Origin of the sequence: Shewanella sp. SW24 (genome assembly GCF_025653395.1) — a bacterium.
GTDB classification, from domain to species: domain Bacteria; phylum Pseudomonadota; class Gammaproteobacteria; order Enterobacterales; family Shewanellaceae; genus Shewanella; species Shewanella oncorhynchi.
Genome location: NZ_JAKKSH010000018.1, coordinates 57,211 through 80,750, shown reverse-complemented (window position 1 = coordinate 80,750; position 23,540 = coordinate 57,211). Strand labels below are relative to the sequence as shown.

Sequence of the window (23,540 nt, the reverse complement as noted above, 5' to 3'; positions counted from 1 at the left end):
AAAACTAGATTTATTTACTTTAAAATTAATGGCTTGTTGCCGCGATATCTGGCCCTTTGCGGATGAGTCGCATCATATAGCGATAACCAACGCCGAAGATGCCGCAGTAACTGACGATGAAAATCCCTAGGCTGATACTCAGGTGGGTAACGCTGTGGGAAGACACGGCATCCTGAGTGCGCATCAATCCTTGGATCACCCAAGGTTGACGGCCAAGCTCGGTGGTAAACCAACCCGCTAGTGTGGCGAGCAATCCGGCGGGGCCGAGCACCAATACAAATCGCAGAAAGTGTTTGTTGCTGTAGAGTTTGTTTTTGCGTCTAAGATAAGCGCTCCACAGTCCGGCAACAATCATCAATAGACCTAAGCCGACCATGAGCCTAAAACTCCAGAACACTAACAACACATTGGGTCTGTCCTCGGCGGGATACTCAGTCAAGGCTGGCACTTGTTTGCTTAAATCATGCTTTAAGATCAGGCTCGCGAGCCCTGGGATTTCGAGCCTGAAGTGGTTTTTCTCTGCGTCCATATCGGGAATCGCAAACAAAATAAGCGGTGTGGGTTTGTCACCCTCATTACGCCAATGGCCTTCCATCGCCGCGACTTTTACAGGTTGATATTCAAGGGTATTTAAACCATGAAAATCACCAATTACCGCTTGCAGCGGCGCGACAATTAACGCCATCCACATCGCCATAGACAACATCTTGCGGACCGCGGGCGTGTCGTTACCTTTGAGTAAATGCCAAGCCGCCGATGCGCCCACAAAGAAAGCCGATGAAATAAAGGCTGCCACTGTCATATGGGCTAAACGATAGGGAAATGAAGGGTTAAACACTATCTGAAACCAATCCACAGGAATGACGCGATTGTTCACGATTTCAAAACCTTGGGGCGTCTGCATCCAGCTGTTTGAAGCTAATATCCAGAAGGTTGAGATAATCGTGCCCGTGGCGACCATACAAGTGGCGAAGAAATGCAGGTTTTTGCCTACCTTCTGCTGACCAAATAGCATGACCCCCAGAAAACCCGCTTCGAGAAAGAAGGCGGTGAGGACTTCATAGGTGAGTAGCGGCCCCGTCACGCTGCCCGCGAAGGCGGAAAACGCGCTCCAATGGGTACCAAATTGATAGGCCATCACTATGCCTGAGACCACGCCCATGCCAAAGTTTATGGCAAAAATCTTCGACCAAAATTGATAGAGTTGTTGGTAAACCTCATTCGCAGTTTTCAGCCATAAGCCTTCTAATACCGCCAGATAGGTGGCGAGGCCGATAGTGATGGCAGGGAAAATAATGTGAAAAGAGATGGTAAAAGCAAATTGGATCCTAGCGAGTACAGTGGCATCAAAATCAAACATAATTTCCTCGAGCGATAGGCATTTCTCGTTACAAAGGCATTGATCTAGTCGCGTACACTGAGCCCTAAATTGGCTCAACGGTGAAAGCTTGTGTGCTATTAGACCATGGGATAAGCTGGCTATAACAGACACAGAATATATTGATTGGGCTATAACAGATGGCGAAGTACGAACAGTTAGCGCAGGAATTAAAGACACGAATAGCCCAAGGTGTCTGGCAGGCGGGGGACAAATTGCCATCGCTGCGCCAAACTGTGGTCGATTCGGGCTTGAGTCTGATGACAGTGCTCAATGCCTATCAGTTATTGGAAAGCCAAGGCGTGATCTCGGCACTGGCTAAGTCTGGCTATTTAGTGGCGCCAAAGCCGGAATTAATCGCGCGCCAGGGAGAAGCCTTTCGTTATCCCGAGCGACAAAAGCCGATTTATCTTTCCGATAGCGTGGATATTAATGAGTTTGTATTCAATGTGCTGCAGGCTTCAAAGCAGGCGGACATAGTACCCTTTGGCTCAGGATTTCCCGATCCTAGTTTATTTCCGCAACAAGCACTGGCGCGATCTTTGGTTAAGGTCACTCGGCACATGTCACCTTCTTTTGCCGCCGATAATTTACCACCAGGCAATGCGGGACTGCGTAAGGCGATCTCCCAACGTTATGCCAAATTAGGCATGAGCATTTCGCCCGACGAAATCATCATTACCTCGGGTGCCATGGAGGCGCTCAACTTGAGTTTAGCGACGCTGACTCAAGCGGGGGATTGGGTTGTCATTGAATCACCGACCTTTTATGGTGCGATGCAAGCGATTGAGCGGCTTAAGCTTAAGGCCATTGCGGTTGCTACCGATCCACAACAGGGGATTGATCTCGAGGCGCTGGCAGAAGTGTTGAAAACCTATCCAGTGAAAGCCTGCTGGTTGATGAGCCAACATCAAAATCCCTTAGGTTGCAGTTTATCTGATACTAAAAAACAAGCGCTTTATCAGCTACTAAACGAGCATAAGGTCAGTCTGATTGAGGATGATGTTTATCAAGAACTCTATGTCGATTCCAGCGCGCCAAGGCCAGTAAAAGCCTTCGATACAGAGGGACGGGTATTGCACTGCGGCTCATTTTCTAAGTCTTTGATTGCTGGTTATCGTGTCGGCTGGGTGGCGGCGGGATGCCATGCACCGCAGTTACAACGTTTACAAGTCATGTCGACGTTATCGACCAGTGCGCCGATGCAGCTCGCCATCGCCGATTTTATTCAGTCGGCGCAATATGAACGGCATTTGAAACAGTTACGTAAAAAGTTAGTCAGCCGTAAATTGGCCATGTATCAATTATTGTGCGCGCATCTGCCCGAATCTGTGGGGGTCAACTTTGCGCAGGGCGGCTATTTTCTCTGGTTAGCGCTGCCAGCACATATGGATGCTACACAAATTTATTATCAGGCGATTGAGCGTGGGATCAGTATTGCACCCGGAAATCTCTTTAGTAATCAGGTCGAATTCCGCCATTTTATGCGTTTGAATACCTCATACGAGTGCTCGCCAGAGATAGTCTCAGCGGTCGTGGTGCTGGCCGAACTTATCCGCAACAATTTGCGCCGAAGTTAAAGGCTGTGGTTAAAAAGTTTTAGACTTCTAGATGTCTATCTGTTAGCTTGTTGAGCATGCACAAATCTTGTGCAATTCTCAATGTCGATTGAATACTGGGCTGCTACGGATAAGGAAGGGAAAATGAAATTAGAGTCACTGGCATTACACTACGGTTATGAGTCAGAAGCGACCACGAAGGCGGCCGCAGTACCTATCTATCAAACGACCTCTTATACTTTCGATGATACCCAGCATGGTGCTGATTTATTTGACTTAAAAGTCGCTGGTAATATTTATACTCGGATAATGAATCCTACGACTAGCGTGCTAGAGCAACGTCTGGCGGCTATTGAAGGCGGCATAGGTGCGCTGGCCGTAGCATCGGGTATGGCGGCGATTACCTATGCGATTCAAGCCTTGACTCAAGTTGGCGATAACATCGTCAGCACTAGTCAGCTCTATGGCGGCACTTACAATCTGTTTGCCCATACGCTGCCGCGCCAAGGCGTTGAAGTGCGCATGGCGGCTTTCGATGATTTTGAAGGCCTCGATGAGCTGATCGATGACAAAACTAAGGCCTTATTCTGCGAATCGATTGGTAATCCAGCCGGCAATATTGTCGATTTACAACGTTTAGCCGAGATTGCCCATAAGCATGGCGTGCCTTTAATTGTCGATAATACGGTCGCGACTCCAGTGTTATGTCGCCCCTTTGAGCATGGCGCCGATATCGTTATCCACTCTTTAACTAAATACATTGGTGGCCACGGCACAACGATTGGCGGCGTGATTATTGATTCAGGCAAGTTCGATTGGGTGGCGAATAAGGAAAGATTTGCCTTACTCAACCAAGCTGATCCTTCCTACCACGGCGTGGTTTACACAGAAGCCTTTGGTCCTGCTGCATTTATTGGTCGTTGCCGTGTAGTACCGCTGCGTAATACTGGCGCTGCACTGTCACCGCACAGTGCATTTTTACTATTGCAAGGCCTTGAAACTCTAAGCCTTAGAATGGAGCGCCATTGCTCAAATGCCTTGGCATTAGCGGAATATCTGGTGCTGCATCCGGCGGTCAGTTGGGTGAACTACGGCGCCTTGCCGAGCAGCCCTTATCAGGATAATTGCCATAAGATCATTGGCGGAAAAGCTTCAGGGATCATCAGCTTTGGGATTAAAGCGGCCACAGCAGAAGAAGGTAAGCGTGCTGGCGGACGTTTTATCGATGCACTGCAGATGATCCTGCGTTTAGTGAACATTGGGGATGCTAAATCCTTGGCCTGCCACCCTGCGAGCACTACGCACAGACAGCTCGATGCCGATGAACTGGCAAGGGCGGGTGTGTCTGAGGATCTTATCCGTATCTCGGTTGGGATTGAGCATATCGACGACATCATTAACGATGTTGCACAGGCACTCGAGAAGGCACTGGCGAGCAAATAGTCCATATTAAATAGCCGATACCTCATCGCTTTATTAAATCGTTAACAGTAAAAAACCGCCATTGATTCAATTCGATAGCGGCTTTTTTAGTGCTTTAAAAACGATGTTAATCTTGCTGCAGTCGATTTCTCGCCTTCTGATAGAAGTAAGAAACAGTCAGCAAAATAACCCCGATCAGCATAAAGGCAATCACCTTTTGTACTAGCTCGAAGGACGCCATATCCAGTAATAGCACTTTAAGCGTCGATAAGGTAAATAGCCCAGCAGCGAGGCGGATCATATCGGCATTTTGTGGTTTTAAGCTGATAAACATCAACACACTGCCATGGATAACCAATAAAATCGCGCTGAGTGGGGCGGCAATAATGTTATCGAAGCTATAACTCCACATGAAGTAACTCAAGGCGAGTAACAGATGCCAACCCCACTTAAGTCCTTGTAAAGGTAAGATGCGTCTATGCAAGCGTATTGCTGCACCGTGCTGCAAGATAAGCCTTGCTAGGAGCGCCAGTGATAAAAACTCGATTAACATAAACGAGGCATTATCACGATTAAGCCCGAGTGTCAGCTCAAAATGCAACATGATGGGCAACAGGGCTAAGCCTAACGTTAGGCCATAGGCGAGATGGTAGCTTTCCTTTATTGCGGCTTGGATTTCGGCGGCGAGGGGGAATTTTGCGCTATATGAGGTTTGGCCTACAGATGCCTGACTTACACCTCTTAGGCTTAAACCTCTTTGGATTAGCAATGCAAAATAACCACTTAAGGCTAATGCTGTCATGGCTATTCCTACTAGCTCAGAATGATTAAAACCATAAACGATCACGGCCAATACCAGTGCAAAGTAATAAGGGCTCAATTGCCATTGTAGTTGCAGCAAGGGGCGCCATGTCTCTGGTAACTGGCGGTAGCGGAACAGGGTGAAGCTCATAAACAGGGCGCCAACGGCTAGCGCCGCGAGTCCTTGCCAAGCGTGAATAAGGCATAGCGAGGCTGTCATAAGAACCGCTAGCCAAGTGAGGATTTTGGCTTCTATGTTCAAACTCTTATGTTTAACAAAGTAGGCTAAACCTAGGCTCATAAAGGTGCTCAGCCAGAGTGCAATAGCGGTATATTCCCAATGGTTGCGGATGACTTTGGGCAGCAGAATAAGCGGCAGCAGCAAATAGCAGAAGGTTTGCATCGTATAAGCGGCTTTGGCAAATAAGGCATCTTTATAGTGGCGACGATACCAATAATGGGCCAAGAGTAGGGCGATAAATAACTCAAACCGTGCCAGTTTTGCTATAAGCGGCTGGGCACTAAAGCTAAAACTGCCTGTGAGCGTTATGCCTTCAACAACCTTAAACAGCAGCGGCAATAGTAAGAGCCAAGCAGCAAACTCGCTGATAACGAGTCTGTCCTTTGCGCTCAAATACAGCAGTAATAGGCTGACCAGTGGCAAGATAGCGAGGTAGTAATCGCTGCTCAAAAGGTAAGCCGCGAGGATAATTGTCGCCACATAAAAACCGCTTAATAGCTCTTTTAACACTCTGTTTAGCTGACTTTCTAGGGTCGAAAGTAACGTATGATGGAGTGTTAATAGCCGAATCACTAAGACTAAGGCGGCGCAACTTAAAGCCAGTGCCAACAGTGGAAAGCCAAAAGCTGACAAGGGAGAAATTGGCGCCCCATCGATAAAGCTTGATTCTAAAAGGCTCATGCCCGTCAGTACACTAGACGCATTGAGCCCTAATCCCATCAGCAGCAATACATAGGCTTCGGCGCGAACGGAAATTAGTTCTTCTTTGGTGCCAATCCACAACAGTAATAAGGCTTCGAGCAGTAAGACTAATCCGAGGAAATCGTGGCTGAGTAAATACAGTGCGGCAAATCCCGCAAAACTCCCAGCAAAGACCAACAATAAGCCGTTGCGGGCTTTTTCTAGGTTGCCTGTGCGCTTCCAATAGAGGGCTGCGCAAATCAGGGCGTTGGCCGCAAAGATTTCCCCTGCGAACTCAGTAAATTGCGTCAACTCTAATAACACAAAGGCGAGCAATGCTATCGGTAGGGCGAGTATGCGATGGCTCAGTGCATTATGTTTTTCATCATGATGGGTAAACGGTTTGGTAAATAGTAGGCCTGTGATGCCGTAGAGATAAAAGAACGCATTAATACTGATAAGCGCGAGCAGACTGACGCCGCCAATGTCACTGAGTGGCAATTCAATGAAATGGCTAAAAGTTTCGATGCAGCCTATGTGCAACAGGGCGGTGATTTCCAGTAGCAGCGGCCACTTAAGTTTGCGACTCTGGGCAAGGGCGCCTGCACCAATAAGCAGTAAATAAGGCAGATACAATAGCGGCGCATAGCTTTGGGATAACAGCATCATAGGCGCGGTTGAGCCACCGACTAAGGCGATCACGGCGATCACTTTGGCATCTAAGCGCATCGACAGGCCATAACCCGCCAAAGTGATCAATAACAGTAAGATAAAACTCGCGCTATTGGGAATTAACTCAAAATACGGCCCAATAAAGTACGCGCAGAGATAATTAAGTATGAGTCCGAGTCCGACAATACCTGAGCCAAAATCCGCCATACCCGCGCGTTTTTGGCGAATAAAAATCCCGCCGGCTATGATAGCGTTCGCGCTGGCAAACCCGAGTAGCGCTTTGCCAAGTTCTGAAAACCAATGGTTGATTGAATACTGCAGTAAATAACCAAAGCCTAAGGTCAGGGTGATGATCCCTGCGACAGTCATCAAAAAGACAGGTCCTAATCCCTTAGCCTGATAATGATGGTAGAAAGATTTGACTTGCTCGTTGACTGCCGCAAAGGGTGCCATGACGGCCGCGAGTCCTTGGGATAACAACTCATCAAATTGACTCGCCGCTTGCACGCTTGCCTGCAATTTGACTTCATCACTCAGCTGTTGATTTTGTGCTTGAATAAGGTGTTCGGTTTTAGCGGCTTGTTCCGTCGAGGTATTTTTCGTTTTTCTTTGCCAAGGGTCTTCTTGCCAAGATTCTGTTGGTATAGGGCCTTGCTGCCATGGGTTGGATTCTGCAGGGGCTGGCTCTACGGGAGTAGACTCAAGGGTTGGTGTTTGTGCCGCATAGGTTAATGTAGGCGCGTTATCGGCGGCGGTGAGCACAGATGCAATCGATGAAGCACTCGCTGCCATATTCAGAGTGGTTTCAGCGGCGTCTTCAGCCGCAATTTGCTGACTTAAGGTTTCGAGCTTAGTGGAGAATGCTGCTAATTGACGACCGAGCGAAGATTGCTGCGATAAATACAGCGATTGTAACTGTGCCAGCTCAGCTTTTAGTTGGGCAACGTCATCCTTTAACGGCATATCTCATTCCTAAGTGTTTAAGTGCTTAACTCATAAACCTTTGTCGGCAAGAAGTGTACTTGTATGTGTATTTTTCGGCTAGTTGTTGTTGATTTTTAGGAAATCTCCGACTGTTACTTTTCCAACATGTCATTGCTTTGCATAAAAAGAGCCCTGTATAAAAAAGAGCCAAACATTGCAGGCTCTCATTTAACGTGTCAATTTCGATGAGGTTATTTTTTCTGTGCCTGCAGGATCACAAATTTACCGTTGGAGGCGACTGTGGTGCAGTTCTTAAATAAGCGCTGTAATTTTACATGGTAAGCCAGATGACGGTTACCGACGATATGTAAGATCCCCCCCTCTTTTAAGCGGCGGCGGGCATCTAAAAACATCTGCCAAGCGATATGATCGGTAATGGCTTCACCTTGATGAAAGGGTGGGTTACACAGCACCAGATCCGGTTGAACATCATCGGGCAGATGCGTCATGCAATCGTCCCAATAGAAGTGGCCTTTGTCTGCGGGCAATTGGTTGCGTGCCCAGTTTGCCTTGGCTGATGCGACTGCCATTTCAGAATCATCGATAAAGTGAATGTCAGCCTCTGGGAATAACTGGGCGGTGCGTAACCCCAGCACGCCATTGCCACAGCCGAGATCGACAATCGACTTAAAATCCCCTTTGGGCAGATTCTCTAGCATGATACGTGCGCCAATATCGAGTTTGTTGGCGGCAAACACATTACTTAAATTGCTGATCTCAAGTTGATATTCGGGTACGGCCCAAGTCACTTCTTTGGCTAATGGTCTTGGTTTGCCATCACTGACACAGGTGATCACTCGCGTGTTTTTCCACGCTAAACTGGCGCTTGCGAGGCCTAAATGCTTAGCAAAGATGTCGAGTAAGGCACCATTAATCGATTTGGATTTGGCGGCCACTAATACACGAGTGCCTGCGGGTAACACTTGCGACAAGCGCGTTAGCTGGTGGGCAAAGTAGCTTAAGTTCTTAGGCAACTTCATCAATACTAAGGCTAAGTTTTCTGGCAAGGTATCGCGGCTGGTAAACCATTGCAGATTATCCATAGGCAACTGATTGCGGCCATGGTTTTGCTCTGTGCCTAAAAAGCTGGTTCTAGCATCGGTTTCAACAAATAGTGGCCAACTTGGATGCAATTTAGATAAACCGCAGCTTAAGGCGCCGAAACTGTCGTTGATAATGGCGGTTGGCACGGCGGCTTGCTCTGACTCAATAAGGCTTTTGAGTAAGTGTTCATCGGCGGCATCCCAAGCTTGAAGATTAGATTCCTGCTGAGCTGGATACCGTAAGAGTTCGAGTTCAACACCCGCTACTGAAAATTGTGTTGTCATGTGCCACACTGCGCCAATAAATTTAAGGCGCAGATTATCGCAGATTTCATGGCGCAGTGCGATGGCTCGCATGGAGGACGTCAATGCAGCAAGGTAAGTTAGGGTTTGATACAGTGGGTGAAGCTCAAATTAAACCGCCCATCACCTTAGTGCGGGGTTATCTTAATGCTGAGCAGCAAGCGGCGCTAATGAAAGAAGCGCTGACCTATCCCTTAAGTCGCCCTGAAATCCAAGTCTTTGGTCAGTTTCACGTTATTCCTCGCCAGCAAGTGTGGTTTGGCGATTTGGGCTGCGACTATTTATATTCAGGACTGTTTATCCGCGCCTTACCTTGGCCTAAATATGCTCACAAGTTGAGGGATAAGTTAGCGCGGGATTATGGTTTGGAGAGCAATGGGGTATTAGTGAATCGCTACGCCGATGGTAAAGATTGTATGGGCGCCCACAGTGATGATGAACCTGAAATTGCTCTGGGGGGTCATATTGCTTCTATTACCTTAGGCGCCACGCGGGATTTTGTGCTTAAGCATAAGCACAGTCAAACCAAGTACAGCATAAGTTTGAACAGTGGCGATCTACTGATCATGCACTGGCCTATGCAAAGTGACTGGTTACACAGTTTGCCTAAACGTTTGAAAGTAAAAGAGCCGCGTTGGAACTATACCTTTAGACAACTTATCGTTAATTTCCATGGTTAATTGCCTCCCGCTAACTGCCTATGGTGAAGCACTGCGAAATATGACTGGATATAAAGTGGTAGGGCATCAACAAATTGAAAGCGTGAATTTGATCTTTTCAATTTGAAGCAGTACTCTGCGGCAACTGGATTTCCCCATTCTGAGACTCGAATATGTCCAATACTCATGTGCAGGGCACTGTGGCTAACACTATTTCGCAGAAATTAACCGAATGCTTTTCGCCGACCCATTTAGAAGTGATTAACGAAAGTAATCGTCACCATGTACCACCGAATTCAGAAACCCACTTTAAAGTTGTGCTGGTGAGCGAGCAGTTTGATGGCTTACGTTTATTAGCTCGTCATCGATTGGTCAACACTCACTTAGCCCATGAGTTAGCCAATGGCGTGCATGCTTTGTCTATTCACACTTTCACTCAAAATGAGTGGGATGCGAATGCACAAGTACCTAATACGCCAAATTGTCGCGGTTAATTAATCGCTCAATAATACTGTTTAGCTTAGATTTCAAGGCCACTCTTCATAGAGTGGCTTTTTGTTTTAGGCCAACTTAAGACCGTTTTTGGATTTGCCGACCTTAGTTTCTAGTTTCCCTACCTTAGTTTCTGTGTTAACAATATGTTTTATTTTAAGAGGTTGGGCGATGTGATTGTCGATACCCATCCTGAGTGTATTTCCATGTCAGTTGGATCCATGCGCTCGTTTGACATCAGGGAGACTATTAAAAATGCGTAAGTTAGGGAGTTTGTTTATCTCAGTGCTGCTGATGGGACTGAGCGGTTGTAACCCCGTCTCCAGTGATGCGCAAAGCGTAGCCGCTTCCCATGCCGCAACTGATGTTCCCCATGCTTTACCTGTTATTGAATGGCGTCTTGCAACCTCTTGGCCGAAAAACTTCCCCGGTTTAGGCATGGCTCCTGAGCGTTTTGCGCATTTAGTCGATGAAATGTCTAACGGTCGGTTAAAGATTAGCGTTTATGGTGCGGGTGAGTTGATGCCCGCTTTTGCCGTATTTGATGGTGTGAGTCAGGGTAAAATTCAAATGGCCCACTCCGCTTCTTTCTACTGGAGAGGAAAAGCGCCCGCAGCGCAGTTTTTTTCATCGATCCCCTTTGGTATGACCGCGCAGGAAATAAATGGCTGGCTTCACTATGGCGGCGGTATGGAGCTGTGGACTGAAGTGTATCAACCCTTTGGTATTATTCCCCTCGCGGGAGGCAATACTGGGATGCAAATGGGTGGCTGGTTTAATAAACCCATCAATACTATTGCTGATTTTAAGGGATTGAAGGTCCGCATGCCGGGCTTAGGTGGTGAAGTGTTGAAACGTGTTGGTGCTGTACCTGTAAACATGGCGGGGCGTGAACTTTATGGTGCACTGCAAACGGGGGCGATTGATGCCGCAGAGTGGGTAGGGCCAGTGAATGATCTTGCCTTCGGTTTACATAAAGTGGCTAAGTACTACTATTACCCTGGTTGGCATGAGCCAGGTTCAAATATGGAATTCTTGATTAATACCGCTGCATTCGAGAGTTTACCTGAGGATTTACAGGCCATAGTCAGAGTTGCTGCGAGAGCCATTAACCAAGATATGCTCGATGAATACACGACCCGTAACGTGACCGCCCTTGAAACGTTAGTGAAGGACGAAGGTGTGGAGCTTAAAGCGTTTCCACCGAACGTGTTGTTGGAGCTTGAGAAAATCTCCAAACAAGTGATTGAAGATCAAGCGAATCAAGATCCCTTAATGCGAAAGGTGTACGATGCCTACCACACGTATGAGCAAGGTGTGCGCCAGTACCATAAAATATCTGAGGATGCTTACAGTCAACAGCGTCAACACTAAATGATGGTTTTTTACTGCAAACTGTCACATTAGCATCTGATTTATATGAGATGATTTCATCTTAGATTATCTTGTTATCGGCGTAATTCATTTGGTGTTATGCTTGCAAGCCATAAATAGACAGTTACAGTGGCGTTGATGTCGCCCTGAGAATTTGGAGATTCCTATGCCATTACTTGATAGCTTTACCGTCGACCATACTCGGATGAATGCCCCTGCGGTTCGTATCGCTAAGCATATGAGCACGCCAAAGGGCGATGCCATTACTGTATTTGATTTACGTTTTTGCGCACCGAATAAAGAGATCCTCAGTGAGCGTGGTATTCATACTCTAGAGCATTTGTTCGCGGGTTTTATGCGTGACCATTTAAATGGCAGCGATGTCGAGATCATTGATATTTCGCCAATGGGATGTCGTACCGGTTTTTATATGAGTTTGATTGGTGAACCCACAGAGCGACAAGTGGCCGATGCGTGGTTAGCCGCGATGGAAGATGTGCTTAAAGTGGTTGAGCAGTCTGAAATCCCTGAGCTGAACGAATACCAATGTGGTACGTATGAGATGCATTCATTAGAGCAAGCACAAGATATCGCCCGTAATATTATTGCGGCAGGCGTAAGTGTTAATCGTAATGACGATCTAAAATTAAGCGATGAAATTCTAGGTAACCTGTAATTGTTCGCACTCTTATAGTATGAGAGTGCTTCTTTAGTAAATTCAGTTTCCTGAAGTAAATAAGAGAAAGCGACGAGAGTCGCTTTTTTTTTCAAGTAAACTCAGCTATTTTACAAGTTAATAACAAAAACACCGTACGCTAACAAAGTTTTTGGGAGCTTGGTATGCCTAGTCGTTACTTCACTGTATCACTTTGTGCAATTTCTGTATCTCTTGCCTGTTCTAGCACAACGTTCGCCGATGATCTTCACAGTCAAATGCTTGAATTGAACAAGCTCAATGACACATTTCATTCAACGTCTAATCGTTTAGCGTTAGGTCAATTGACGGCTTTGACGGTTTTGCCTGTGGATCTTAGTGGAAATCCCGCGAGCATCAGCATGCGTAGCGCGACTCAAGGCGTGGCCGTATTGCAAGATAGAGTGTATTTCTCTCCTGCGCCGTATTCGGCACCGCAATTACAACTCTTACCTAATCTGCTGCAACAGCAGAGTGTTACTGCCACCCCGATGGCAAATATGGCTGTCGGTGGGCAAGGTGCGTTTGGGGTGGTGAGTTATCAAACCTTACCTGTTGCTGAGCAGACCGAGAATAGTAAGGCGACTCTCGAGGGCAATACCGATTCAGAATACAGTGTCGATATGAATTGGGGGGTGAAGCAAAAAGAGTATGGCATGATACTCGCGGTTAATTATGCAGATAATAGCGGCGCCGATCACTTGCTCAATGGTCAAGACACAGACCACCAAACGACAGACATCTTATTTAAAATCAACGCCGCGAGTTTACTCGGCGCCAGAAGTCCACAGGTGACTGAGTTTACTTACCAGTTTCTCGATGATGATAGTTATCGCTCTCAGCTTGGGTTAACACAGGCCGATTGGCAACAAGATCCTATGAGTTTGTATTCGGCCACTGCGGCGGATAAACATCAGGGGCGACATCATAAGTACCAACTGTCTCACCAAGTTACGCTCAATGGTGGGCATAAGGTCACCACAGACTTTTACTACCAGTCTTATTCGCAGCAATTAAACCAACTCAATCAATTTGATGGGCAAATGCTCGATGCCCATAGTCTTGCTGCGTTGGCCGCATTTGAACGTCAGCCGACAGTCGATGGCGTCTCACTGGCTTCTTTACAACAAGGCAATGATTTCAGCTCCTTTGGGGCACAAACTGAATCAGTGAATCAGTATGGTGCCCATCAAATTATCTATAGCGCCCGTTATCATACGGATAAAGCCGAGATGCGCCTTGGCGATCAACAGAGTCTATGGCAGCAGGACTTGAGTTTAGTGAGTGATGCACAAAATGCATTATTAGCCTATACCGACGATGCAACAGCATTTACTTCGGCAATCGATTCTTTGTTTAATTGGGACGAATTACAGATAAAGCTCGCACTTGCCTATGAACAAGTGAGCGTTAATCGCAAGGTCGATTTAGCTTATGTAGGACTGGATGCGGCTGATTTCTCCGACAGCGATTGGATGCCACAACTCGGTGTTTTATATGATGCTGGAGATTGGCGCTTTAGTACGGATATTCGCCGCTCATGGACCGCCGCGAGTGCGGGGAATCTTGAGCAAGAGGCGCAAGTATCGCTGCAATATCAAGTCAGCGCCCAATATGCCAGTGAGCATTTTAGTGCTGACATCAAAACCTACGTTCAAGATTTTGATAACCTGCATGTCAATTGCGATGCGTATACCCAATGCGCCGACAGTCGTTTGTGGGTTCAAGGTAATGTTGTGGATGTACTGACCAAAGGAGTTGAGCTGAATCTTGGCTACCAGTGGGATATCGGTAGTGTACAGTTACCATTAGTCTTAAATTATCAATATTCGAATTCGGAATATCAAACCAATAGCTGTAACGAAATCCAAGGTTGCGTTGTGGCTGGTGATAGAGTGGCTTGGTTACCTGAGCAGCAATTGCATTTTAGTGCTGGAATGAAATTTGCCGAATATGAATTGAATGCAAATGTCTTTTATCAATCCGAGCGGAAAATGGGCCAATTTGGCGCTGAATTACAGCCTATCGCAGTACAATGGCGTGTAGATTTAGCGGCGAATTATCATTTTGATCGCCACCATGAGATTTATTTTAGGGTAGAAAATCTCTTAGATGAGTCATTAGTTACGACAGCATCAAATAGCGGAATTCGATCGGAAAATGGACGTATTAGCTATTTAGGTTATCAATGGCGCTTTTAAATTGAGTTTTATTTTGTTTGAATTTAAATCAATTGAAACAAATAAGATCGATTTAAGCCGCGTTTAGTGGACGTTTCGACTTTTTGCTAAATTAAATCTTTAATTATTAATGCTATAGTACCCAGTGGCCGTAATATTCTCTCTTTCTGATCAGTCACTAGGTCGGAAAGTGAACGCCGTAGCGCATGATTCTTTTCAATCCGTATTTTAGGTTTGAAATCACCTATAATTTTCGTGGCGATGCCAAGTCAATTGGGGTAAAATGCGCGCGACCAGCGTGATTGCGATCGCATTTCTGTGATAAATCTGCGCTAGCTCAATGCAGTAGGTTTTGTTTAAAACCTAAGTATTTAGCAGGAACGCGGCGCATTGTCTTTCCTTCAAACGTAGTGCTTGTGGATATGATTACAATTAAGAAAGGATTGGAACTGCCTATAGCAGGCGGACCAGAGCAAGTTATCCATAATGGCCCAGCCATTAAACATGTAGCTACTTTGGGTGAAGAGTATATTGGCTTACGTCCAACGATGAAGATCAAAGTGGGCGATAAAGTACAAAAAGGCCAAGTTCTTTTTGAAGATAAGAAGAATTTAGGCGTTAAATATACGGCTTTAGCCAGTGGTACTATATTAGACATTAACCGGGGCGCCCAGCGTGTTCTGCAGTCTGTTGTCATTGAAGTGGAAGGAAACGACAGCGTTGCCTTTGCTAAATATGATGCCACTGCACTCGATACGCTCGACTCGCAGTTAGTCCGTGACAATCTGATTGAATCAGGTTTATGGACTGCTTTGCGTACTCGTCCTTTTAGCAAAGTTCCTGCTGTAGACTCTTCTGCTGCTGGTATTTTTGTAACCGCAATAGATACTCAACCTCTTGCCGCTGATCCCGTTGTGGTGATCCGTGAGCATAAAGAAGATTTTGCTAATGGTCTTAAGGTCTTAGCAAGACTTACTGACGGTAAAGTTTACCTTTGTAAAGCGCCTGGCGCTGATATTCCTGCCGCAAACGCCCAAGTTGAAGAATTTGCCGGTGTGCACCCTGCAGGATTAGTCGGTACTCACATTCACTTCTTATTGTCTGCCTCTGCAAAACGTACCGTTTGGCATATTGGTTACCAAGATGTAATAGCAATTGGTCAGCTATTTACGACGGGTGAACTCAATACCGAACGTGTTATTGCAATCGCAGGCCCTAAAGCGGCTAAGCCAAGACTCGTACGCACTGTTGTGGGCGCGAGCATGACTGAATTAACCGCAGGTGAAGCCTTAGATGGCAATGTTCGTCTGATTTCAGGCTCTGTTCTGAATGGTCGTACAGCCGTTGGCCCACAAGGGTATTTAGGTCGTTACCATGTTCAAGTAAGTCTGTTAGAAGAAGGTACAGAGAAAGAATTTTTAGGCTGGGTATTACCAGGCTCAGACAAATATTCTATCACTCGTGCATTCTTAGGACATCTTGCTCCTTCTCGTCTGTTCAGCATGACGACCAGTACAGGTGGTTCAGATCGCGCTATGGTGCCAATTGGTAACTATGAGCGTGTAATGCCATTGGACATTCTTCCTACTATGTTGTTGCGTGACTTGATTTCAGGTGACTTTGACGGTGCTGCTACTTTAGGCGCGTTAGAGTTAGATGAAGAAGATCTCGCACTGTGTACGTTCGTATGTCCAGGCAAGTATGACTACGGTTCATATCTGCGTGACTGTCTAGATACGATCGAGAGGGAAGGCTAATGAGCTTGAAAGATTTTTTCGAACGTATTGAACCCGACTTTGAAAAAGGCGGTAAATACGAAAAGTTTTATGCCCTATTCGAAGCGGCATACACGATTTTTTATACCCCAGGTAAAGTGAACAAGGGCAAAACCCATGTTCGCGATAACCTCGACCTAAAACGTATGATGATTACGGTTTGGGCTTGTGCTTTCCCAGCGATGTTCGTGGGTATGTACAACGTAGGTTTACAAGCTCAATTAGCTTTAGTGGCTGGTTTTGCTACCCCTGACGTATGGCAAGTGAGCTTGTTCAGCATGTTCGGTACCGAACTTACGGCAAACTCTGGCTGGCCTGCGCTGATGTGGTATGGCGCCTGTTTCTTCCTACCTATCTACGCGGTGACCTTTGCCGTCGGTGGTATCTGGGAAGTGCTGTTCGCCTCTATCCGTGGTCATGAAGTCAACGAAGGTTTCTTCGTTACCTCTATCCTGTTTGCTTTAACGCTGCCAGCAACTATCCCATTATGGATGGTGGCGCTGGGTATCACCTTCGGTGTGGTCGTGGCGAAAGAAGTGTTCGGTGGTACAGGGCGTAACTTCTTAAACCCTGCACTAGCGGGTCGTGCCTTCTTGTTCTTCGCTTATCCGTTGAACATGTCAGGTGATACCTCATGGGTTGTGGCTGACGGTTACTCAGGTGCAACTGCACTGAGCCAAGCGGCGTCTGGCACTTTAGATTACGCAATTAACCAAAATTGGTGGGATGCGTTCTTCGGTTTCATTCCTGGTTCAGTGGGTGAGGTGTCTACATTAGCGATTCTGTTAGGTGGTTTGGTCATCATCTACACGCGTATCGCTTCATGGCGCATCGTTGGCGGTGTAATGGTGGGCATGATTGCCATTTCTACGCTGCTTAACGTTGTCGGTAGCGACACTAATCCAATGTTTGCAATGCCTTGGTACTGGCACTTAGTGTTAGGTGGTTTTGCGTTTGGCATGATGTTTATGGCGACTGACCCAGTGTCAGCGTCATTTACTAACCAAGCTAAATGGGCATACGGTATCTTGATCGGTGCAATGGCTGTGTTTATCCGCGTGATTAACCCTGCATTCCCTGAAGGCATGATGTTGGCAATTTTGTTTGCTAACTTGTTCGCGCCATTGTTCGACCACTTCGTGGTTCAGGCAAATATCAAGCGGAGGATTGCCCGTGGCTAGTAATAAAGATTCGTTCGGCAGAACCTTATTTATCGTCGTTGGCCTGTGTCTAATTTGTGCGATATTTGTGTCTACTGCAGCAGTGTTACTGAGACCGACTCAAGCAGAAAATAAACTGCTTGATAAGCAAAAGTACATTCTGGAAGCCGCTGGTCTTATCGATACTAAAGCTGGCAAAGTGACCAAAGCGCAAATTCTGGATACATACGGCAAACACATCGAAGCTAAACTGGTCGATTTGAAAACGGGTGCTTGGGTTGAGGGTGTTGATGCTGACACTTATGATCAACGTAAAGCGTCTCGTGATGTGAAAACCTCATTTGTACCTGAGAATGACATCGCTTCAGTGAAACGTGTTGCTGATAAGGCTGTGGTTTATCTTGTTCGTGACGGCCAAGGTAAATTAACCAGTGTCATTCTGCCAATCCATGGTTATGGCCTATGGTCTACTATGTATGCCTTCCTTGCTATGGATGCTGACCTAAACACAGTGCAAAGCTTAGTCTACTACGAGCACGGCGAAACGCCGGGCTTAGGTGGCGAAGTGCAAAATGCTCAGTGGAAAGCGAAATGGCATGGCAAAAAGTTATTTGATGAGCAAGGTAAACTCGCTATCAGCGTAACGAAAAACCCAACTGTTGCTAGCACTGAGTACGGTGTAGATGCATTATCTGGCGCAACCTTAACGAGTAACGGTGTACAACATTCACTGACATTCTGGTTGGGTAAAGAAGGTTTTGCGAGTTTCATTGAAAAAGCACGCAATGGAGGTCTCAACTAATGTCTGACGCTAAAGAACTGAAACAGGTTCTGACCGGACCTATAGTCAACAACAACCCGATTGCTTTACAAGTACTTGGTGTATGTAGTGCATTAGCGGTAACGAGCAAGCTCGAAACTGCATTGGTAATGGCGTTGGCGTTAACTGCGGTAACTGCGTTTTCGAACCTGTTTATCTCAATGATCCGTAATCATATTCCAAGCAGTGTGCGTATTATCGTACAGATGACCATTATTGCCTCTTTGGTAATCGTGGTTGACCAATTGCTGCAGGCTTATGCTTATCAGATCTCTAAGCAGCTGTCGGTATTCGTCGGTCTGATTATTACGAACTGTATCGTAATGGGTCGTGCCGAAGCTTACGCGATGAAAACACCGCCAATGATGAGCTTTATGGATGGTATCGGTAACGGTTTAGGTTACGGTGCGATTCTGTTAGCTGTTGGCTTCGTACGTGAACTGTTTGGTAACGGTTCTCTGTTCGGTGTTGAAATCCTGCACAAGATCTCTGATGGCGGCTGGTACCAACCAAACGGTCTGCTACTACTGCCTCCGAGTGCGTTCTTCCTGATCGGTGTTTTGATTTGGATTATTCGTACCTATAAGCCAGAGCAAGTTGAAGCAAAAGGGTAAGTGCGATGGAACATTATATTAGCCTGTTAATTCGCTCTGTTTTCATTGAAAACATGGCACTGGCCTTCTTCCTAGGTATGTGTACTTTCTTGGCTGTGTCTAAGAAAGTCACTACAGCCATGGGCCTAGGGATTGCGGTAGTTGTAGTGTTAACTATCTCTGTCCCAGCAAACCAAGTTATCTATCAAGGGCTGCTAGCTCCTGGTGCACTTGCTTGGGCTGGCGCACCTGAAGCTGACTTAAGCTTCTTGAAATTCATTACCTTTATCGGTGTGATTGCGGCTTTGGTTCAAATTCTGGAAATGGCACTGGACAAGTACTTTCCACCTTTGTACAACGCATTAGGTATTTTCTTACCTTTGATCACAGTGAACTGCGCGATTTTCGGTGCGGTATCATTCATGGTTGAGCGTGACTACAAGCTGGGTGAGAGTGTGGTGTTTGGTTTCGGCTCAGGAGTGGGTTGGGCATTAGCTATCGTATTGATGGCCGGTATCCGTGAGAAGCTGAAGTATGCCGACGTGCCTAACGGCCTACGTGGTTTAGGGATTACCTTTATCACCGCTGGTTTGATGGCCTTAGGTTTCATGTCGTTTTCAGGTGTGTCTCTGTAAGAGACACATAACGGCTTCTTGAATTGGACCTTCTAAGGATAAGTTAATGGATATTCTTGGTATTTTTAAATCTACTCCGCTCGAGGTTTACCTCGGTGTGAGTATGTTTACTGCTATTGTCCTCATCTTGGTATTAGTGATTTTATTCGCTAAGTCTAAGTTAGTGGCTAGTGGTGACATCACGATCGGCATTAATGACGATCCTGAAAAAGCGATTACAACCGGTGCGGGCGGTAAGTTGTTAGGCGTTTTGGCTAACAGCGGTATCTTCGTATCGAGTGCGTGTGGTGGCGGTGGCTCATGTGGCCAATGCCGCGTGGTGATTAAGTCTGGCGGCGGCGATATTCTGCCAACGGAACTTGACCACATCAGCAAAGGTGATGCCCGTAAAGGTTGTCGTCTTTCTTGTCAGGTTAACGTTAAGAACGATATGGAAATCGAGCTTGACGAAGAAATCTTCGGTATCAAGAAATGGGAATGTGAAGTTATCTCTAACGATAACAAAGCCACTTTCATTAAAGAACTGAAGCTGCAAATTCCTGATGGCGAGTCTGTACCATTCCGTGCTGGCGGTTATATTCAAATCGAAGCACCAGCTCATCATATTAAATATGCAGATTTTGATGTACCTGCACAATACCGTGGCGACTGGGAACACTTCGGTTTCTTCAATCTTGAATCTAAGGTTGATGAAGAAACTATCCGTGCATACTCAATGGCTAACTACCCAGAAGAGTTCGGCATTATTATGCTGAACGTGCGTATTGCTACGCCTCCACCACGTAACTTGACACTGCCTTGCGGTAAGATGTCATCTTACATTTGGAGCTTAAAAGCTGGCGATAAAGTGACAATTTCTGGCCCATTCGGTGAATTCTTCGCGAAAGATACCGATGCAGAAATGGTGTTTATCGGCGGTGGTGCGGGTATGGCGCCAATGCGTTCACATATCTTCGACCAACTGAAGCGTCTTCAGTCTAAACGTAAGATGAGCTTCTGGTACGGTGCACGTTCTAAGCGTGAAATGTTCTACGTAGAAGATTTCGACGGCCTAGCGGCTGAGAATGATAACTTCGTATGGCATGTGGCACTTTCAGATCCTCAACCAGAGGACAACTGGGATGGTTACACAGGTTTTATTCATAACGTATTGTATGAAAACTATCTGAAAAACCATGATGCTCCAGAAGATTGTGAGTTCTACATGTGTGGACCTCCAATGATGAACGCTGCCGTCATTGGTATGTTGAAAAATCTTGGTGTCGAAGACGAAAACATCCTGTTGGATGACTTCGGCGGCTAATGTTCATTAGTCCTAGATAGAAAAGTTGCAGATGTTGAGGTTAACCTTTCATCTGCAACTTTTGCATTTAAGGGCCCAAATAAGAGTAGTAGGTCACTATGTTTCAGACCTTAAAGATCAATACCTCAGCACTAAAGCATTCATTTAACTGGCTAGTCCTCGTGGGACTGGCCTTTTTTGTTTCAGCCTGTTCAAAGCAAAACGAAGTCATTTCGTTGGCCGGCAGCACTATGGGCACGACTTATCACATTAAAGTCGTCCCGAATGAGCAGATGCCGACGGCGCAGTTACTTCAAGCGGAAATTGATTTAGCCCTTGAGCTAGTCAATGACCAGATGTCGACCTATCGGCCTAATTCAGAATTATCCCGTTTCAACCAATTGCCATTGGAGCAAAGCGTTGAAGTCTCACCGGATACCATAAAAGTGGTGCAAGAGGGAATACGTTTATATCAAGTGACTGATAAGGCACTTGATATTACCTTAGGTCCTTTAGTTAATCTGTGGGGTTTTGGACCTGATAAGCGTCCAACGAAAGTTCCGACACAGGCTGATATTGATGCGGCTAAAGCCAAAACAGGGATTAGTGAACTTTCCATTGAAGGCAATCGTCTAAGTAAGCACAACACCCATTTATATGTAGATTTATCATCAATCGCGAAGGGATTTGGGGTTGATAAAATCGCTTCTATTCTTGATAAATACCATGCGATTGGGTATTTAGTTGAAATTGGTGGCGAACTGAGTATCAAAGGTGCCAAAGGTGATGGAAGCTCTTGGCGTGTTGCTATAGAGCAACCGACCAATGATGGCTCTGAAGCCGTACAGCAGGTTATTGCACCTGGTACTATGGCGATGGCGACCTCTGGTGATTATCGTAATTATTATGAAGAAGACGGCCAACGTTTTACGCATATAATCGATCCGCGTACTGGTTTGCCGATAAATCATAAGTTAGCATCCGTGACTGTATTGCATCAAAATTGTATGACGGCCGACGGTTTTGCGACGGCCATGATGGTTTTGGGCACAGAAGCATCATTGGAGCTTGCCAAGAAGGAACACTTGGCGATAATGCTAATCGAAAAGCAAGGCGACGGATTTAAGGTTTATTACAGCGACGCCTTCAAGCCTTTCCTTATTTAGTTTTTGGAGTAAACCATGACCTCTTTTATTGCGGCATTTGTGATCTTGTTAGTCTTCTTTTTGCTCATGTCGATTGGTTATCTCATCAAGCGCAAAGCCGTTGAAGGAAGTTGTGGCGGTTTAGGTGTTCTAGGGATTGAGAAAGCGTGTGATTGTGATGACCCTTGTGACAAACGTAAACGTCGTATGGCCGCTGAAGAAGCGCGTCGTGAGAAGTTAACGAAAGACCGCATTATCTAAATAGTCTTGATTCGATCATAGCCTCCGATTTAGGGGGCTATTTTTTTGCCTCGTATTTTCTTACACGGGTTAATCATTTGAGATTTATCCTTGGGATTAGAGTGGGATAGCAAGTTAATCTAAGCAGGAATGAGAATGCTTTTCATCATTAAGTGAGTGAAATATAAAGATAATTTGAGTTGGTCGATAAATTGTACTAGGCTAGAAGCTTGATTTAGATCAATCTTTTCACGCTTACCAAGGATAGTAACTTATGAAAGGTCATCCTAAAGTGGTTGGGCAACTGAATCGGGTGCTTACCTGTGAGTTGACCGCCATCAATCAATATTTCCTCCATGCCCGCATGTTTAAACATTGGGGCTTAGAGAAGTTAAACCACGTCGAATACAAAAAATCCATCCAAGATATGAAGCACGCCGATAAGCTCATCGAGCGAGTGCTGTTTTTGGAAGGTCTGCCTAATCTGCAACAACTCGAAAAACTTCGCATTGGTGAACATAGCCAAGAGATGCTCGACTGCGATCTGGCCATGGTGCAAGAGCAGCTTACATTGCTGCGTGATGCGATCAGCTTGTGTGAAGCCGAACAGGACTATGTGAGTCGCGATCTGCTGGAAGATATTCTCGAAGACGAAGAAGAGCACTTAGATTGGCTCGAGTCGCAGCAAGAGCTCATTACGCTAACCGGTATTCAAAATTATCTACAATCGCAAATTAGCAACCAATAGGAGCAAGATATGAAAGGCGATAAAGACGTCATCGATGCGTTAAATCGTCTCCTAACGGGAGAACTCTCGGCAATGGATCAGTATTTTGTCCATGCCCATATGTACGAAGATTGGGGCCTGAATGAACTCTATGAGCGTATCGCTCATGAGTCAGATGATGAGAAAGCCCATGCAGCCAAATTAGTGCAGCGCATTTTATTCCTCGAAGGTACACCCAATGTTGCCGCCCGTGAGGCATTGAACATAGGTAAAGATGTAGAAGAGATGCTACGTAATGATCTCGCCTACGAATACAAGGTCGCGGACGATTTGCGCAAAGTGATTGCACTGTGTGAGCAGAAGCAAGATTACCAGACCCGCGAAATCCTTGAAGTATTACTCGACGATACAGAGTCTGACCATATGTATTGGCTCGAAAAACAACTTGGGCTTATCGACCGTGTTGGGCTGCAAAACTACCTGCAAACTAAGATGTGAGCCTTAGGTTGAGTAAATACCTAGGCCACTGAGTGTAATGGCCTAGGAAACTCAGTTATTAAGCATGTCTGTTGTTCCTCACACTTGTCTTGTTCTCTTTTCCAGCGCTAGGCCACATCTTATTGGCCCAAATCTATCAGGAATACTTGATTACTGTTTTTATATACAGTATTTTGGCGTTG

The 23,540-nt window shown here is 46.0% G+C and carries 20 protein-coding genes; 17 read left to right on the top strand and 3 right to left on the bottom strand.

Translation table 11 applies throughout. The features are described 5' to 3' along the window. Positions 1 to 25: 25 nt before the first annotated feature. The gene (locus L5M17_RS15305; protein WP_263148376.1) at positions 26 to 1,360 is read right to left on the bottom strand and encodes a cytochrome ubiquinol oxidase subunit I; all 1,335 of its coding nucleotides are present in this window, start codon (positions 1,358 to 1,360) and stop codon (positions 26 to 28) included. A 158-nt stretch (positions 1,361 to 1,518) separates the two neighbouring features. Between L5M17_RS15305 and L5M17_RS15300 the strand changes: the two genes are divergently transcribed. After that, entirely contained in the window at positions 1,519 to 2,958 is a 1,440-nt protein-coding gene (locus L5M17_RS15300) for a PLP-dependent aminotransferase family protein (RefSeq protein WP_263148374.1), read from the top strand. A gap of 123 nt (positions 2,959 to 3,081) precedes the next feature. Beyond that, the gene (locus tag L5M17_RS15295; RefSeq protein WP_263148373.1) at positions 3,082 to 4,380 is read left to right on the top strand and encodes an O-acetylhomoserine aminocarboxypropyltransferase/cysteine synthase family protein; all 1,299 of its coding nucleotides are present in this window, start codon (positions 3,082 to 3,084) and stop codon (positions 4,378 to 4,380) included. Between the two features lie 106 nt (positions 4,381 to 4,486). Here the strand turns inward: L5M17_RS15295 and L5M17_RS15290 are convergent, their stop codons facing one another. Both L5M17_RS15290 and L5M17_RS15285 read right to left on the bottom strand, forming a co-directional pair. Beyond that, positions 4,487 to 7,717, bottom strand: coding sequence for a DUF2339 domain-containing protein (locus L5M17_RS15290; RefSeq protein WP_263148371.1), 3,231 nt, complete (start codon positions 7,715 to 7,717; stop codon positions 4,487 to 4,489). Positions 7,718 to 7,929: 212 nt separating this feature from the next. Further along, positions 7,930 to 9,066 carry a methyltransferase gene (locus L5M17_RS15285; RefSeq protein ID WP_263148392.1) on the bottom strand — a complete coding sequence of 379 codons (1,137 nt, stop codon included), beginning with the start codon at positions 9,064 to 9,066 and terminating at the stop codon, positions 7,930 to 7,932. Positions 9,067 to 9,149: 83 nt separating this feature from the next. Between L5M17_RS15285 and L5M17_RS15280 the strand changes: the two genes are divergently transcribed. From L5M17_RS15280 to bfr (L5M17_RS15210), 15 genes are all read left to right on the top strand, one after another. Beyond that, a complete protein-coding gene (locus L5M17_RS15280; protein WP_263148369.1) occupies positions 9,150 to 9,764 on the top strand; it encodes an alpha-ketoglutarate-dependent dioxygenase AlkB family protein in 615 nt (204 codons plus the stop codon). A 152-nt stretch (positions 9,765 to 9,916) separates the two neighbouring features. Next, complete coding sequence (locus L5M17_RS15275; RefSeq protein ID WP_028761572.1) at positions 9,917 to 10,237, top strand: BolA family protein; 321 nt, start codon at positions 9,917 to 9,919, stop codon at positions 10,235 to 10,237. 253 nt (positions 10,238 to 10,490) lie between these two features. Beyond that, positions 10,491 to 11,609 carry a TRAP transporter substrate-binding protein gene (locus tag L5M17_RS15270; RefSeq protein ID WP_263148366.1) on the top strand — a complete coding sequence of 373 codons (1,119 nt, stop codon included), beginning with the start codon at positions 10,491 to 10,493 and terminating at the stop codon, positions 11,607 to 11,609. A gap of 166 nt (positions 11,610 to 11,775) precedes the next feature. Further along, positions 11,776 to 12,285, top strand: coding sequence for an S-ribosylhomocysteine lyase (gene luxS, locus L5M17_RS15265; protein WP_028761570.1), 510 nt, complete (start codon positions 11,776 to 11,778; stop codon positions 12,283 to 12,285). A 164-nt stretch (positions 12,286 to 12,449) separates the two neighbouring features. Continuing rightward, on the top strand, positions 12,450 to 14,504 hold the full coding sequence (locus L5M17_RS15260; protein WP_263148364.1) for a TonB-dependent receptor domain-containing protein: 2,055 nt from the start codon (positions 12,450 to 12,452) through the stop codon (positions 14,502 to 14,504). Between the two features lie 401 nt (positions 14,505 to 14,905). Beyond that, complete coding sequence (locus L5M17_RS15255) at positions 14,906 to 16,240, top strand: Na(+)-translocating NADH-quinone reductase subunit A (RefSeq protein ID WP_028761568.1); 1,335 nt, start codon at positions 14,906 to 14,908, stop codon at positions 16,238 to 16,240. Then, positions 16,240 to 17,439 (top strand): NADH:ubiquinone reductase (Na(+)-transporting) subunit B, encoded by a 1,200-nt coding sequence (locus tag L5M17_RS15250; protein WP_105250021.1) that lies wholly within the window; start codon positions 16,240 to 16,242, stop codon positions 17,437 to 17,439. Before L5M17_RS15255 ends, L5M17_RS15250 begins: the two co-directional genes overlap by 1 nt. Further along, on the top strand, positions 17,432 to 18,220 hold the full coding sequence (locus L5M17_RS15245; RefSeq protein ID WP_028761566.1) for a Na(+)-translocating NADH-quinone reductase subunit C: 789 nt from the start codon (positions 17,432 to 17,434) through the stop codon (positions 18,218 to 18,220). The genes L5M17_RS15250 and L5M17_RS15245 overlap by 8 nt, the downstream gene beginning before the upstream one ends. Continuing rightward, positions 18,220 to 18,852: an NADH:ubiquinone reductase (Na(+)-transporting) subunit D gene (locus L5M17_RS15240; protein WP_006080467.1), complete on the top strand. Its 633-nt coding sequence runs from the start codon at positions 18,220 to 18,222 to the stop codon at positions 18,850 to 18,852. Before L5M17_RS15245 ends, L5M17_RS15240 begins: the two co-directional genes overlap by 1 nt. A 5-nt stretch (positions 18,853 to 18,857) precedes the next feature. Beyond that, a complete protein-coding gene (gene nqrE / locus L5M17_RS15235) occupies positions 18,858 to 19,466 on the top strand; it encodes an NADH:ubiquinone reductase (Na(+)-transporting) subunit E (protein ID WP_006080469.1) in 609 nt (202 codons plus the stop codon). 46 nt (positions 19,467 to 19,512) lie between these two features. After that, the gene (gene nqrF, locus L5M17_RS15230; protein ID WP_028761565.1) at positions 19,513 to 20,769 is read left to right on the top strand and encodes an NADH:ubiquinone reductase (Na(+)-transporting) subunit F; all 1,257 of its coding nucleotides are present in this window, start codon (positions 19,513 to 19,515) and stop codon (positions 20,767 to 20,769) included. Between the two features lie 98 nt (positions 20,770 to 20,867). Then, complete coding sequence (locus L5M17_RS15225) at positions 20,868 to 21,914, top strand: FAD:protein FMN transferase (protein ID WP_263148362.1); 1,047 nt, start codon at positions 20,868 to 20,870, stop codon at positions 21,912 to 21,914. A 15-nt stretch (positions 21,915 to 21,929) separates the two neighbouring features. Then, a complete protein-coding gene (gene nqrM / locus L5M17_RS15220) occupies positions 21,930 to 22,154 on the top strand; it encodes a (Na+)-NQR maturation NqrM (RefSeq protein ID WP_105250019.1) in 225 nt (74 codons plus the stop codon). A 253-nt stretch (positions 22,155 to 22,407) separates the two neighbouring features. Next, on the top strand, positions 22,408 to 22,881 hold the full coding sequence (bfr, locus tag L5M17_RS15215) for a bacterioferritin (protein ID WP_263148360.1): 474 nt from the start codon (positions 22,408 to 22,410) through the stop codon (positions 22,879 to 22,881). Positions 22,882 to 22,890: 9 nt separating this feature from the next. Next, a complete protein-coding gene (bfr, locus tag L5M17_RS15210; protein ID WP_011918791.1) occupies positions 22,891 to 23,358 on the top strand; it encodes a bacterioferritin in 468 nt (155 codons plus the stop codon). Positions 23,359 to 23,540: the final 182 nt, after the last annotated feature.